Here is a 14,034-nt window from a genome sequence, read left to right as displayed (position 1 = left end):
TGCTAATCCCATCTCTATTATAACAACTGCCCTGCATGTCAGACGCGTATACTTTGACAGAAATGGGAACATCTAAGATGGTGATTATTTTAATTAAAAAAATCGGCGCAGCCTTATATGACTTTAAAAGTAAAACAAAAAGATTTACTATAGAAAAGCAGACATATTCTAGGAGGGTTTTAGGATGAGTGATTTATTTCAAACATTGCGGGAAAAAGTGACAGGACAGAATAAACGTATCGTCTTGCCGGAAGGATCGGATGAACGTATTTTGGAAGCGGCAGGAAAACTTGCGGAAGAGGGGATCATTGCACCGATTTTAATTGGCAATAAAGAGCAAGTGGAACAAAAAGCCAAGGAGCTGTCTATCGATCTTCATGGAGCAGCAATCATCGATCCCGATGCTTACGAGAAATTCGATGAGCTTGTGACAGCGTTCGTGGAACGCCGCAAAGGCAAAGCGACGGAAGAAGATGCAAAGAAATTACTAAAAGACGAAAACTACTTCGGTACGATGCTTGTTTATACAGGCGAAGCCGATGGGCTTGTGAGCGGAGCGGCACACTCCACTGCTGATACAGTGCGTCCAGCATTGCAAATCATCAAAACGAAGCCAGGATACAAAAAGACTTCTGGTGCATTCGTAATGGTAAGGGAAGATGAGCGTTATGTTTTCGGTGACTGTGCCATCAACATCGCACCTGACAGCCAGGATCTTGCAGAAATTGCTGTAGCAAGTGCTGAAACAGCAGCTATGTTCGGAATTGATCCGAAAGTTGCTTTGCTGAGCTTCTCGACTAAAGGCTCCGCTAAATCTCCCGAAACAGAGAAAGTAGCAGATGCATTGACGATTGCGAAAGAGAAAAACCCTGATCTTGTCATAGATGGCGAATTCCAATTCGATGCGGCCTTCGTTCCGTCCGTAGCTGCGAAAAAAGCTCCGGATGCTGTGCTGAAAGGTGACGCGAATGTATTCGTATTCCCAAGTCTTGAAGCAGGTAACATCGGTTACAAAATTGCACAGCGTCTTGGTAACTTCGATGCTGTGGGTCCGATCCTGCAAGGGCTGAATGCACCAGTGAATGACCTATCCCGTGGCTGTAATGCAGATGATGTGTACAAACTTACATTGATTACAGCTGCCCAGTCCGTAGAATAAGCATGACCCAGGAGACGTCTTTCTAAAAAAGGCGTCTTTTTCTTTGTTTGTTTTGTCTTTGCTGTCCAACTATAGTAGAATTGCCTTGTTTATATGCAAAAGGAGTGAGTATTGTTGGGCAAGGATATCCGCTATTCATCCGAAGTAACAGATCAGTTTGTGAAGCATGCCATCGATTACGTAGGAGCTGGAGTGGTAATCACAGACCCCTCACTTCCTGATAATCCGATCATTTATACGAACAAAGGATTCGAAGAACTCACCGGTTATCCCTCTGAAGACATAATCGGCCAAAATTGCCGATTCCTTCAAGGGGAAGATTCGGATAAGGAGGATGTCACCATCGTCCGGAACGCGGTTGAAAATGAAGAAACCGTCGTGGTTGAGTTGAAGAATTACCGGAAGGACGGAGAAATGTTCTGGAATGAGCTCGCTATTTATCCGATTTTTCTGGAAAGTGAGCAGAAGACATTTTTCGTCGGCGTCCAAAAAGATGTGACAGATCGGAAGAAAAATGAAGAACTGGTATCACATTATCTGGAAGAGGTATCCCGCTTATCCACACCTATTGTCCCCATCACGGATACGACCTCCATTCTGCCGCTGATTGGAGATGTCGATGATCACAGGCTGAATCAGATATTGGAACGAGTAGGCGAGCATGTCCAGCAGTCGGGAGAGCAGAATTTCCTTCTGGATCTGCAAGGCATCAGCCGCTTCCATAGCGCTGTCCATCATGGTGTGCTGCAGCTTCATCAGCTGCTGGATATGATGGGCACACGCTTGATCATTACAGGCTTCCATCCGAAGATGGCGATGGAAAGTGTGCGACAGGCAGATTTCAGTGATCAAAGCATCAAGTTCTTTTCGACCGTGAAACAGGCACTATCCTTTTTAGAGAGAGAAAACCGCTGAGCCGATAACCGGTCAGCGGTTTTTCATTGGAATTTTTCATTGCGCGTGCGCATCAGTTTCATCCGATCCTGCTGCAGTCCGATTTCCCGCTCTGTCATTTCGCTGGCAGGAATGATCTGCGTGATGGAAGCGAGTCCATCGGCGATTCGCTTGCAAACCTGCTCGCTTGTAAGCGGGATATGGAGTAATTCTTCCAATGATGCCATCGTTTCCGGCACTACTTCAGGAAATGAAAACCGGGTTTTTGCATCCTTTTTTGCCTTTTCATAAAAGCCGCGGACGATTTCAGCACGTGCGGCACCACTTCCATCGACGCATAAGTAAATTTGTACAGCAGAACCATCTTTGACACGGCGCTGGGAAATGCCGGCGAATTTCCGGCCATCTATGCTCAAATCATAAGTTCCGGGACAATAAGAACCTACGACCTCGAAGGCTTCGATTTTGTCTGTAAGATCACGGAATATATATTGGATGAAGGAAACCATTGCTTGATAACCATCATGGATTCCTATATGTTTGGCATCTGGAAAGATGAAGGACAGATTGACAACGCCCTGATCAAGCAAAACAGCGAGACCGCCAGAGTTCCGTACAACGGCTTTGTAGCCTTGTTCCCGTAAATAAGCCACTCCCTCTTCTATATAAGGGAGACGGGAATCCGGAATGCCAAGCATAATCGTGCGATCATGGATCCAAAGCCTTGCGGTTGGCGGCGCCAGATTCTCCCCGACAGAAATAGCCAGTGCATCATCAATTGCGAAGGAGGCCATGGCCTGCTCCGGCCCATCCTCACCGGAATGATCGATGATGCGGAATTCAGGTGCTCCGAGTAATGTATGCAACACGTAAAACGCGCTCCTTTTCAGCGATATGGCATAAAAACGCCAATACATAGTATAGCAAAAACAGGGTAGACAAGAAACGAGTAAAAATTACAATTGGTTATTTACGGGGGACCCGATATTTTATAAACTGAATCTATTGGACATAAAGTCGAGACAGATTGACATAAAGTGAGGCAGAGGAAATGGCATATCGAGACGAAAAGCTAGATGAAGAAAAAGTTTTCAAAGATCCTGTGCATCGCTATGTGCATGTCCGCGACCGGGTGATATGGGATTTGATAGCGACGCCTGAATTTCAGCGGCTTCGCAGGATCAAGCAGCTTGGGACCTCTTATATGACGTTTCATGGCGCCGAACACAGCCGTTTTAATCATTCTTTGGGCGTATATGAGATCGTCAGGCGGATCGTGAATAATTTTGAGAATCGGAAGAACTGGAAAAAGGAGCAGCGGCTGCTGCTGCTCTGTGCCGCCTTGCTTCACGATCTCGGGCATGGACCATATTCCCATTCCTTCGAGAAGGTTTTCGGATTGGATCATGAGGAGTTCACCCGCAAGATCATTCTTGGTGATACTGGTGTCAACCACGTGCTGCGAAAAGTGAGCACGAACTTCCCGAAAAAAGTAGCCGAGGTGATCAATAAGACATATGGCGACAAATTGATCGTCAGTATCATCTCCAGCCAAATCGATGCGGACAGGATGGACTATCTGCAGCGCGATGCCTATTTCACTGGTGTCAGCTATGGTCATTTCGATATGGAGCGTATACTCCGGGTGATGCGGCCGCGTGAGGATCAAGTCGTCATCAAGGAATCCGGCATGCACGCGGTGGAGGATTATATCATGAGCCGTTATCAGATGTATTGGCAAGTTTACTTCCACCCAGTGACACGAAGTGCGGAGGTCATCCTGACAAAAATCCTGCACCGGGCAAAGGCACTATATCAGAGCGATTATACTTTCAAGCTGCGCCCGCAGCATTTCATTTCTTTGTTTGATGGGAACGTCACACTGGAGGATTACATACGGCTCGATGAGAATGTTACGTCTTTCTATTTTCAGGCATGGCTTGAAGAAGACGATGATATACTCCGGGACTTATGTGAAAGATTCCTGAATCGCAGGCTCTTCAAGTATATCGAGTTCAATCCTCTCCTGCATGTGAAAGAGATGGTGGAGCTGTCCAAGCTCTTCAGTGAAGTCGGCATCGATCCCGAATATTATCTCATTGATGATTCTTCATCGGATCTGCCATATGATTTCTACCGTCCGGGCGAGGAAGAGGAGCGGCTTCCTATTCACTTGCAGCTGCCAAATGGGAAACTGAAGGAATTATCACGTCAATCGGATATTGTTGAAGCGATTTCGGGTAAGAAACGAACAGACCATAAACTATACTTCCCGCAGGATATCTTGGAAGCCCTGCCGGATGACAGCAAACAGAAACAGCGGATCTATGAGATTTTATTTCAATGAGGAGGAGCAGCTATGCTAGCCAACCACGCAAATCTACTGCAATTCTTTTCTTCCGTGGAAGAAGTGGTAGGAAGAAAAAAATTACAGAAGATGATTTACATACTGAAGAAAAATGGGATTCCGTTCGGTGAAAAATATGAATTCCATTTATTCGGTCCCTATTCAGAGGAATTATCCCTGCGTGTGGATGAATTGAGCAACCTTGGTCTGATCAGCGAGACGAAAGAAGATAAAAGCAGCTATATCCAATACCGGTACACCATTACGGAAGAAGGGCAGCAATTCCTTACACATTATGAAAATCAATTCCCGGACTATCAGGAGGCTGTGCGGCTGCTGAAGGATAAAAGCTCCCGATTCCTTGAATTGGTTTCCACGATGCTTTATTTCGAGGAGCTGCCGCAGGAGGAAGTGGAAGAAAAGGTACGGACTGTGAAGAAAAAACAAAATTATACGGATGAAGAGATGGGTGACGCTTGGGAATTCATCGCTTCATTGAGAAAGCTGCAAGCATGAGAAAAAGCGGGGGATCCAAAGTGATCCTTCGTTTTTTTAATGATAGCAGCCGTGGTACGATCAGCTGCGGACGCAGTGCCATCCAATGCCTTTCGCTTCCATGATAAAACAATAGAATTGAAGTGATATTCCGGCACATGCTACTATAGAGACAAAAGTCGAGGGAGCGGTTAAGGTGGAAAAGAAAAAGAATAATGCTTTCACGATCATGAAAGATGATTCAACGGATGGTCATGGCGGTTATGGCGTAGGGTCCATCAGTTTGGAAAATATGAGTCCAGTCATTGTCGATCCGAATGAGAAGACAGCATATGTCGATATGGCTGCAATGCATGCCCGCAGCCAGGTGGAGCGCCGGGTTCGTTTCCAGCATGAGAAAGACAAGGTGCCGGATGGAAAGCTGTATTGGATTGTCTGGGTGACAGTGCAAAATGGCGGGGATGGCCCATATTATCATGGGGCCGCAGCAAGTGAGATTCTCGTCGACCGTCCGAATCGGATTGCCTACAAATCGATGCCGGAGCATGTGAAGCATATGGAGCAATCCTTGAAAGGTATGTATGTGCTGGAGCATATGGATGATTTATCGAAGGGATTGCTGCTGGATTTCCTTAAGGAATATAAACCGGAATTCTGGGATCGGACACCGCAAGAGCTTAGTGAGCAATTGCAATAATAAAAAAGCCGCTGTCTCTCAAAAGGCAGCGGCTTCTTTGTGTCAGAACAGCCAATCGAACCAGCGCTTTCGCCTGGTCGGAGGCGCTTCCTGCTTTGGTGTCAGCGGATTTTCATCCAAATCGGGATGGCAGTACAGCTTTGGTTCTGTACCTCTTACAAAATAGGTGAACCGGCGTTTTTCGCAGTAGGAAGTGGCAAGAAGCCCCGAATCGGGATCAACGAACACGCCGCGCACACCAGCTGGCGGGCGGAACGCTTTGATCGGTACACCCTCATGGGCAGCTTCCATGAAGCCGGCCCAAATTTCCTTGCTGTAGCCCAATTCCTTCACTTTCTCCATCGGGCGGTTGTCGTCATAACCTGTCCAGACTGCTGTGACCAAGTCAGGACTGAATCCGACCATCCAGCTATCGGTGGCCGTCGTTCCGGATTTTCCGGCATAAGGCCTGCTCAGCTGATCCTTGATGCCTGCGCCTGTGACACGCATATAGCTGCTGAGTGAATCATCGAACATGCCTGTCATCAAGTCCGTGAGCACAAAAAGCCTCTTCTTATCCAAGCTGCTTTTCATCTTCGGCTGCTGATGGGAATAGATTATCTTTCCGTTACGGTCGACGATTTTCTCGATTGTATAACCCTCTATCGGTTTGCCGCCATTGGCGATCCGGCTGTAGGCAACTCCCATCTCTTCGACCGATACAGGTGAAGTCCCAAGGGCGAGAGAGGGGACTGCCTGCAAATCACTTGTGATGCCAAGCTTCCTGGCATCTGCTGCAACCTTTTCTGCGCCGACGATCAAGTTCGTCTTCACTGCGTAGATGTTATCCGACATCGCGATTGCTTCTGCCATCGTGATATCATCATTGGCATAATAGCCATGATAATTGCCTGGCGCATATTCTCCTCCGTTTGGAAGCTTGAAGGTCGTCTCTTCACTTTTTAATTGTGTCATTGGTGTAAAACCATTTTTCAAAGCTGTGTAATAGACAAAAGGTTTGAATGCAGAGCCAGGCATCCGCTTGGAAGTAGTGGCACGGTTATAGGTGCTGGTTTTATAATTGGTTCCGCCGACCATGGCCGTGATGGCTCCTGAATGCGGATTCATGGCAATTGCACCAGCCTCAAGCTCCGTATCTGCCGGAATGGTATCGGCTATTTGCATTTCCAGCTGCAGCTGCTGTTCAGGATCCATCGTTGTATGGACATGGTATCCGGCAGATACAGCTTCATCCTCCTCCATTCCAAGCACATCGGCTAATTCAGCCGTGATATAATCCTGGAAATAACCGGCACGCCTAATGGTATCCCGTTCCTGTTCTGTCGAGAGCGACACAGCAGGAAGAGTATCGGGCTCCGTGATGTAGCCTTCTTCCTGCATCAATCCGTAAATATATTCCTGCCGTTCATCAGCGAGTTCTTTATTCTGAAAAGGAGAGTAATAGGAGGGACCTTTCGGAATGCCTGCAAGCAGGGCCGCCTCAGCTGCTGTCAGGCTGCCGGGATCCTTATCCATATAATAATCACTGGCAGCCTGGATGCCATACATCCCATGGCCGTAATAAATCGTATTCAGGTAGCCTTCCAATATCTCCTCCTTCGAATAGAACATCTCCAGCCGGATACTGTATATGGCTTCCTTGAATTTTCGTGTCCACGTCTTATCATTGGTCAAATAGAGATTCTTGGCGTATTGCTGGGTGATGGTGCTGCCCCCTTCCACCTTGGCCCCTGCCCTGATATCCTGCAAAGCAGCCGCGAATATTCGTTTCCAGGCGAAGCCATGATGCTTGTAGAAGTTCTTGTCTTCTGCCAGGATGGTTGCATGAATCAAATGGGGAGAGACTTCCTCCAAGGATACCCAGCGCTTCGGTGTGTTGCCGTACTGTTCGCCGAGAATCGTATCATCATTTGCATAGAATGTCGTGCTCCATTTATTTGTCATCGGCGGCGGCCCCATCAGATAGCAGATGAGGAGCAGACCGCCAATGGCAGTCAATGTCCCTCCAAGGAAAAATGCCGCCAGTCTTTTCGGCCGGAGCCACTTCTGCCAGCGTGCTGTCGGAATCCGAATCAAATCTATCGCCCGCTTCCTTCATGGTGTCAAATACAGTATCGGCTTACAGTAGGATAATAAACGTCATAAAGGGTTGCTTTTTTTCGGATTTTCTCTATAATTTGATTGTTTAAAGCTATAAAAATGACCAACACTAGTTGCGAGATGATATAGGATTCTACACATAAGGAGTAATGACATCCAATGGAACTATGGTATACAGAAAAACAGACAGACAGCTTTGGCATCACGGCAAAAGTGAAGCGTTCCCTGCATAGCGAACAGACTGATTTTCAGAAACTGGACATGCTGGAAACGGAAGAATGGGGGAATATGCTGACTTTGGACGGGATGGTCATGACTACGGAACGCGATGAGTTCGTCTATCACGAGATGGTGGCGCATGTTCCGCTGTTTACGCATCCCAACCCGGAAAACGTACTGATCGTGGGCGGAGGAGACGGCGGTGTCATCCGCGAAGTGCTCAAGCATGACAAAGTGAAGAAAGCGACACTTGTCGATATCGATGGCAAGGTCATCGAGTATTCGAAAAAGTTCTTGCCTTCCATCGCTGGCAAGATGGATGATCCGCGTGCGGATGTCCGTGTCGGTGACGGTTTCATGCATATTGCCGAGAGTGAGAATGCCTATGATGTCATTATGGTCGATTCGACAGAACCAGTGGGACCAGCAGTGAATCTATTCACAAAAGGCTTCTATGCGGGGATTGCAAAAGCGCTGAAAGAAGATGGTTTGTTCGTTGCACAGACAGATAACCCATGGTTCAAAGCGGATTTGATTTCCCAGGTATATAAGGACGTGAAGGAAATCTTCCCGGTGACGGAGCTGTACACGGCGAATATCCCTACTTATCCGAGCGGTTTGTGGACGTTCACGATGGGAAGTAAAGTCCATCATCCGAAAAAAGTGGATACAGAGCATCTCCAGCCTATCGAGACGAAGTATTACACACCTGAATTGCATCAGGCTGCTTTTGTCCTGCCGAAATTCGTACAGGATCTATTGAAATAAAACCAGAGAGACGCTTCCGGAGGGAGCGTTTTTCTTGCTGAAAGGGAGGAAGCTGCAATGCATCGGACGAAGATACCGGTATGGATCGAAATGAATACGGCAATAACGGAGGAAGACGAAACCGAACACACGACGTTGCGGGCAGCGGGTACCTATTCCGAAAAAGGCGGATTGACGGTCGTCAGTTTTACGGAGGAATCACAAGAGGTCGGGGATACGAAGACGATGATCACGATTTCATCGGATAAAGTGAGCATCAAACGTTCAGGCGGCTTTGATATGAAGCAAGTTTTCGTAAAGAATCAGCCGACAGAGAATGTATACCGCCATCCTTATGGTACAATGCATATGGAAACAAGCACGCACGCGATGACGTTCTCGCCGCTGATGGCTGACAGTCCGGCAGAACTTACGTTAAGCTATACAGTGACGCTCAATCAGGTGCAGTCCAGGAAGCATGCACTGACGTTGCGTGTGCAGGAGGAGAGTAACGGATGAATATCGTACAACAAACAGAACAAAAATTGAAAACGGCAATCCAGGATGCGGTTTTGAAGGCGGGCTTGGCTGATAAAGAAACAATTCCTGCCATCATTTTAGAGCAGCCGAAGGATAAGGCGCATGGCGACTACGCTACCAATATCGCGATGCAGCTTGCCCGCGTTGCGAAGAAAGCACCTCGAGCCATTGCCGAGGATTTGCAGGATAACTTCGATTACGATCAAGCACCTGTGGAAAAGATTGAAATTGCAGGACCAGGATTCATTAACTTCTTTATGCGGAATGACTATCTAGGTGAGCTTGTGTCGACTATTTTGGAAGCGGGCGATAACTTTGGCCGCACGGATGCAGGCAAAGGGGAGAAAGTCCAAGTGGAATTTGTTTCGGCGAACCCTACAGGCGACTTGCACCTTGGACATGCCCGCGGAGCGGCCGTAGGGGATTCCCTTTGCAATATTCTCGATGCGGCAGGTTATGACGTTGCACGCGAATATTATATCAATGATGCTGGCAATCAGATCGACAATCTTGCCCGCAGTGTGCAGGCGCGCTATCTGCAAGCACTTGGCCAGGATGCTGAAATGCCGGAGGACGGTTATCATGGCAAGGACATCATCGGTATCGGAAAACAGCTTGCCGAAGAATATGGTGATAGCTATGCGGCGAAGCCGGAAGAAGAACGACTTGCTTTCTTCCGTCAGTATGGCTTGACTTATGAACTGAAAAAGCTGGAGAAGGACCTTGCTGATTTCCGCGTTCCATTCGATGTATGGTATTCGGAAACGTCCCTTTACCAAGATGGAAAGATCGATACGGCCTTGCAGACACTTCGTGACAACGACTATGTCTATGAGAAAGATGGGGCGGTTTGGTTCCGTTCGACTGATTTCGGTGATGATAAAGACCGTGTCTTGATCAAAAAGGACGGCAGCTACACCTATCTTACTCCGGATATTGCCTATCATAAAACGAAACTTGACCGCGGATTCACCAAGCTGATCAATGTCTGGGGTGCCGATCATCATGGCTATATCCCGCGGATGCGTGCAGCTATCCAAGCGCTTGGCTATGATGCCGATACACTGGAAGTGACCATCATCCAAATGGTCAATCTGTTCGAAAACGGCGAGAAAGTGAAGATGAGTAAGCGTACAGGAAAAGCAGTCACCCTGCGTGAATTGATGGAAGAGGTAGGCATCGATGCCATGCGTTACTTCTTTGTCATGCGCTCCAGCGACTCCCATCTTGATTTCGACATGGACTTGGCCAAATCCCAATCCAACGAAAATCCTGTATTTTATGTGCAGTATGCATATGCCCGCATCAGCACGATGCTTGCACAAGCTGCTGAAAAAGGATTCCAGACAGAGGGAGCATTCGATGCCGGCCTCCTGACGGCGGAGAAGGAATTGGATCTCTTGAAGCGCCTTGGGGAATTCCCGCAGGTGGTGGCAGATGCAGCTGCAAAACGCACACCGCATCGTATCACCCAGTATGCCTTTGACCTGGCTTCTGCACTTCACAGCTTCTATAACGCTGAAAAAGTGCTGAATCCGGATAATGAGGACTTGACGAAAGCGCGGATCGCGTTGATGAAAGCAGTACGTATCACCATTAAAAATGCACTGCGTCTCATCAGTGTGGAAGCACCAGAAAAAATGTAAAAAAACGCCCGCTGGCAGCAATGCCGGCGGGCGTTTTTCAAAGGTAATTCCGAAGCGGCCTGAAAAGGATGCCAGTAGCCTTGGCGATCCAAGGGCGTTTTTGCATATCGTGCACAGAGGCTGCGATGCTTGATTGTTCATCTTTCTTCCACAGTGCGAGCAGCTGGGCGTAAAATAGGTCATTCTGTCTGATGGTTATGGTAAGCTCCTTGTTTATCAGCAAACTCCGGCCATCAAGGTTGGCAGAGCCGACAGCACACCAGGAGTCATCGCTCAGCACGATTTTGGCATGGTAAAAGCCGTTCTGATACAAATTGATGCGTATCCCATGCTGGATCAAACGTCTGGCGAAATGAAAGGACACTTGATTGACGACATAATGATCGACTTTGGTCGGCACCATCAGCCTGACATCCACGCCCCTTTCCGAAGCGCGCTTGAGTGCAGCCTCCACACGGCGGGTCGGTACACAATAGGGTGTCCCGATATAAAGGTATTTCCTCGCATGGTGGATTTGATGCAGCAGCCAGTCTTCGTAGCCATCTGCTTCCGTTACGACAGCCTCTATCTGCGCGCCATCGAATGCGGGTGCTTGTTTCGGCAATATATGAAACGGGTCTCCCCAGTCGGATGCGAATACCTGTACGAATGTGTAGACAGCCTCTCCTTCAAGTTTTACGACACAATCGCGCCAGAAGCCAAAACGGGGCTCTTTGCTTAAATATTCTTTCCCGATATTGAATCCTCCGATATATGCGCTTTTTTGATCGATGATCGTCACTTTGCGGTGATTGCGCAGATTCAGGTTATAGAGGAAATATGGGAAACTGGGTATATTGGCGAATCGGAGCATGACACCGGAATCGCGCAGGAGCTGCCGTTCTTTTCGGGGCAGACGATAGCCGCCGATCCGGTCCAGCAGGAAACGGATTTTGATTCCTTCCTGTGCCCGCTGCTTCAAGAGTTCAACCAGCTGCTGGGTCGGTTCATCCCATTTTACGAGAAAGAATTGGATATCGACGGAATGCTGTGCAGCTTTTATATCACGGATCAGAGCTTCATAGAAGGTGACCCCATCATCGAATATGGAAGCAAACGCATGTTTATGGCCGATCAGACGATTGACGGCCCTTCTTTTGCTTTGTTTCCTGCCGAGCGCCAAGTCCACTCCTATCAGCACGACGAGGAGGAACAGGAGGGCCAGCAGGAGGAAGAAGACATACATATCCTGATCTCCTTTCCTGGATTAATAATAGGCTTTACAAAAATAGCCAATGTCATGTATCATAAAAACAAATCAAGAGCGAACGGCAAATGCCGGATTCGCGGAAAGGGATGATGACTATGTTGACAATCGCGATGAATGAACAGCTGTCCGTCACCATGCACATCCCTTCTGCGCGTCTGGGTTAGCGGGATTTTTCCATCCTGGTGGAAGGGCTGTGCAGACAGTCCTTTTTATTATGGCCAAAAATGGCATCACTAGGAGGAAAACATGAACGAAGCATGGAATCTATTAGGGTGGAATGATCGATTGGAAGCAGCGAGGCAGGTCTATGATAAGAAATGGACGCCTGCGCGAGTTGTATCGGAACATAAACATATGTATCGAGTGCTGGATGACCGGGGAGAGCTGCTGGCGACGCTGTCAGGAAAGTTTCGGCAAAAAGGGGAGTTTCCAGCTGTCGGGGATTGGGTGCTGATCGATGCCCGGCACGAAGAAGGGAAAGCGACGATTCGTGCTTTATTGCCGAGAAAGAGTAAATTCTCACGGAATGAGGCAGGTGCTGTGACCAAGGAGCAAATCGTTGCGGCGAATATAGATTATATTTATCTGGTGATGGCATTGAACCAAGAATATAATCTCCGCAGACTGGAACGCTATTTGCTGGCAGCTTACGATAGCGGGGCATTACCTGTCATCATTTTGAGCAAGGGAGACCTGTGCAGTGACGTGGAGGGGAGATTGCTCGAAGTGGAGGCGATTGCCCCTGGTGTGGACGTCTACGTCACAAGTGCCATTGACGGAAGGGGCGTCGATGCAATCGGCAATCAGCTTGCGGCTGGTGTCACAGCGGCTTTCCTCGGTTCCTCGGGAGCTGGGAAATCCACGCTTGTGAATATGCTGTATGGGAAGGAAGTGCAGCTTGCCGGGGACATTCGGGAGGATGACGGCAAAGGTCGGCATACGACGACGCACCGGGAGCTTATCCGGATTCCTGGCGGCGGGATGATTATCGATACACCAGGCATGCGCGAGCTGCAGCTGTGGAATCAGCAGCACGCTGGTATGTCAGCGGCTTTTGCTGATATCGAAGAATTGGCAAATGGATGCCGCTTCCGGGATTGCACACACCAAAAGGAGCCTGGCTGCCGCGTGCAGGAAGCGATGGACAGCGGCGGGCTGGAAGCGGAGCGGCTGCAAAGCTATTTCAAGCTGCAGCGTGAGCTCCGGTATTTTGACAGGAAAACATCAGCCAAGGCACAGCTGGAGCAGGGAAAACAGTTCAAGCAGCTGTCCAAACACGTCAAACAAGTCAAAAAACGCCGCTGATCCGAAGAAATATTGCATTTTGATAGGCCTGGCAATATAATGTAAGGTATGGTTCTAAAACGGTAGACGTGAACATAACCAACTTATTTGATAAAGGGAGTGCTGTGACAGTGGGTTTGAAAGAATACAGCCAAGAAGAGCTTGCTGACTTTTCCCTCGTGGAATTGACGAATTTGATCCTAGAGGATGAAAACAAAGCAACCGATTATAGAGAATTATTCGATAAAATAGCTGAAATCAAACAATTGAGCGATGATCAGCGTGAAGAATATCTGCTGCAATTCTACACGGACCTGAACGTAGACGGCCGTTTCATGACAGCAGGTTCCAATCTTTGGGGACTGAAGAGCTGGTATGCAGTAGATCAATTCGACGAAGACGTTACAGTCGAACCTACGAAGAAAAGGAAGAAACGTGTAGCAGAGGAAGATGAAGATCTGGATGATCTCGAGGAAGACTTCACTCTCGATGAGGAAGGCTTCGACGAAGATTACGGCGATGAAGATGATTTGGAAGAGGATATCGCGGAAGGTGATTACCAAAGTGATGATACTGACGATGATACCCGCGAAATCATCGGAGAAGATATGCATCTGACTGGCGACGAAGATGATGAGGACGAAGACCGCTGAGCGA

Annotated in this window: 13 protein-coding genes; 10 read left to right on the top strand and 3 right to left on the bottom strand. The window is 48.1% G+C overall.

Going from position 1 to position 14,034, the window contains the following annotated elements; genetic code table 11:
* The first annotated feature begins 184 nt into the window (after window positions 1-184).
* Entirely contained in the window at window positions 185-1,159 is a 975-nt protein-coding gene (pta, locus tag CHH53_RS00770; RefSeq protein WP_095214213.1) for a phosphate acetyltransferase, read from the top strand.
* 114 nt (window positions 1,160-1,273) lie between these two features.
* Window positions 1,274-2,074: a YtvA family blue-light photoreceptor gene (gene ytvA, locus CHH53_RS00765; RefSeq protein ID WP_233134732.1), complete on the top strand. Its 801-nt coding sequence runs from the start codon at window positions 1,274-1,276 to the stop codon at window positions 2,072-2,074.
* 23 nt (window positions 2,075-2,097) lie between these two features.
* Here ytvA and CHH53_RS00760 read toward each other — a convergent pair whose 3' ends face one another.
* The gene (locus tag CHH53_RS00760; RefSeq protein ID WP_233134731.1) at window positions 2,098-2,922 is read right to left on the bottom strand and encodes a lipoate--protein ligase family protein; all 825 of its coding nucleotides are present in this window, start codon (window positions 2,920-2,922) and stop codon (window positions 2,098-2,100) included.
* 182 nt (window positions 2,923-3,104) lie between these two features.
* On the opposite strand from CHH53_RS00760, the gene CHH53_RS00755 reads away from it, so the two are divergent.
* From CHH53_RS00755 to CHH53_RS00745, 3 genes are all read left to right on the top strand, one after another.
* A complete protein-coding gene (locus CHH53_RS00755) occupies window positions 3,105-4,400 on the top strand; it encodes an HD domain-containing protein (protein ID WP_095214210.1) in 1,296 nt (431 codons plus the stop codon).
* A 12-nt stretch (window positions 4,401-4,412) separates the two neighbouring features.
* Window positions 4,413-4,916: a YwgA family protein gene (locus CHH53_RS00750; RefSeq protein ID WP_095214209.1), complete on the top strand. Its 504-nt coding sequence runs from the start codon at window positions 4,413-4,415 to the stop codon at window positions 4,914-4,916.
* Window positions 4,917-5,091: 175 nt separating this feature from the next.
* A complete protein-coding gene (locus CHH53_RS00745; RefSeq protein ID WP_095214208.1) occupies window positions 5,092-5,592 on the top strand; it encodes a YwhD family protein in 501 nt (166 codons plus the stop codon).
* Window positions 5,593-5,634: 42 nt separating this feature from the next.
* Here CHH53_RS00745 and CHH53_RS00740 read toward each other — a convergent pair whose 3' ends face one another.
* On the bottom strand, window positions 5,635-7,668 hold the full coding sequence (locus CHH53_RS00740; RefSeq protein ID WP_095214207.1) for a transglycosylase domain-containing protein: 2,034 nt from the start codon (window positions 7,666-7,668) through the stop codon (window positions 5,635-5,637).
* Window positions 7,669-7,851: 183 nt separating this feature from the next.
* Between CHH53_RS00740 and speE the strand changes: the two genes are divergently transcribed.
* Genes speE through argS form a run of 3 tightly spaced genes read left to right on the top strand, consistent with a single transcriptional unit; the run spans window position 7,852 to window position 10,844 of the window.
* Window positions 7,852-8,679 (top strand): polyamine aminopropyltransferase, encoded by an 828-nt coding sequence (speE, locus tag CHH53_RS00735; protein ID WP_095214206.1) that lies wholly within the window; start codon window positions 7,852-7,854, stop codon window positions 8,677-8,679.
* A 57-nt stretch (window positions 8,680-8,736) separates the two neighbouring features.
* Window positions 8,737-9,177: a YwiB family protein gene (locus tag CHH53_RS00730; RefSeq protein WP_095214205.1), complete on the top strand. Its 441-nt coding sequence runs from the start codon at window positions 8,737-8,739 to the stop codon at window positions 9,175-9,177.
* Window positions 9,174-10,844 carry an arginine--tRNA ligase gene (gene argS, locus CHH53_RS00725; protein WP_095214204.1) on the top strand — a complete coding sequence of 557 codons (1,671 nt, stop codon included), beginning with the start codon at window positions 9,174-9,176 and terminating at the stop codon, window positions 10,842-10,844. The genes CHH53_RS00730 and argS overlap by 4 nt, the downstream gene beginning before the upstream one ends.
* Before the next feature lie 37 nt (window positions 10,845-10,881).
* Here argS and CHH53_RS00720 read toward each other — a convergent pair whose 3' ends face one another.
* A complete protein-coding gene (locus CHH53_RS00720) occupies window positions 10,882-12,069 on the bottom strand; it encodes a phospholipase D-like domain-containing protein (protein ID WP_095214203.1) in 1,188 nt (395 codons plus the stop codon).
* Between the two features lie 270 nt (window positions 12,070-12,339).
* On the opposite strand from CHH53_RS00720, the gene rsgA reads away from it, so the two are divergent.
* Window positions 12,340-13,398: a ribosome small subunit-dependent GTPase A gene (gene rsgA, locus CHH53_RS00715; RefSeq protein WP_095214202.1), complete on the top strand. Its 1,059-nt coding sequence runs from the start codon at window positions 12,340-12,342 to the stop codon at window positions 13,396-13,398.
* Window positions 13,399-13,508: 110 nt separating this feature from the next.
* On the top strand, window positions 13,509-14,030 hold the full coding sequence (rpoE, locus tag CHH53_RS00710) for a DNA-directed RNA polymerase subunit delta (protein WP_095214201.1): 522 nt from the start codon (window positions 13,509-13,511) through the stop codon (window positions 14,028-14,030).
* Window positions 14,031-14,034 lie beyond the last annotated feature (4 nt).

Origin of the sequence: Terribacillus sp. 7520-G (assembly GCF_002271665.1) — a bacterium.
Taxonomy (GTDB): domain Bacteria; phylum Bacillota; class Bacilli; order Bacillales; family Amphibacillaceae; genus Terribacillus.
Note: the sequence above shows the minus strand (reverse complement) of the source record. Positions and strands in the feature narration are given on the sequence as shown.

What these genes read in the sequence shown, in the direction of transcription:
- pta (WP_095214213.1), top strand. Translation starts at nt 185, where the DNA reads ATGAGTGATTTATTTCAAACATTGCGGGAAAAAGTGACAGGACAGAAT.
- CHH53_RS00755 (WP_095214210.1), top strand. Translation starts at nt 3,105, where the DNA reads ATGGCATATCGAGACGAAAAGCTAGATGAAGAAAAAGTTTTCAAAGAT.
- CHH53_RS00750 (WP_095214209.1), top strand. Translation starts at nt 4,413, where the DNA reads ATGCTAGCCAACCACGCAAATCTACTGCAATTCTTTTCTTCCGTGGAA.
- speE (WP_095214206.1), top strand. Translation starts at nt 7,852, where the DNA reads ATGGAACTATGGTATACAGAAAAACAGACAGACAGCTTTGGCATCACG.
- CHH53_RS00730 (WP_095214205.1), top strand. Translation starts at nt 8,737, where the DNA reads ATGCATCGGACGAAGATACCGGTATGGATCGAAATGAATACGGCAATA.
- argS (WP_095214204.1), top strand. Translation starts at nt 9,174, where the DNA reads ATGAATATCGTACAACAAACAGAACAAAAATTGAAAACGGCAATCCAG.
- CHH53_RS00720 (WP_095214203.1), bottom strand. Translation starts at nt 12,069, where the DNA reads ATGTATGTCTTCTTCCTCCTGCTGGCCCTCCTGTTCCTCCTCGTCGTG.
- rsgA (WP_095214202.1), top strand. Translation starts at nt 12,340, where the DNA reads ATGAACGAAGCATGGAATCTATTAGGGTGGAATGATCGATTGGAAGCA.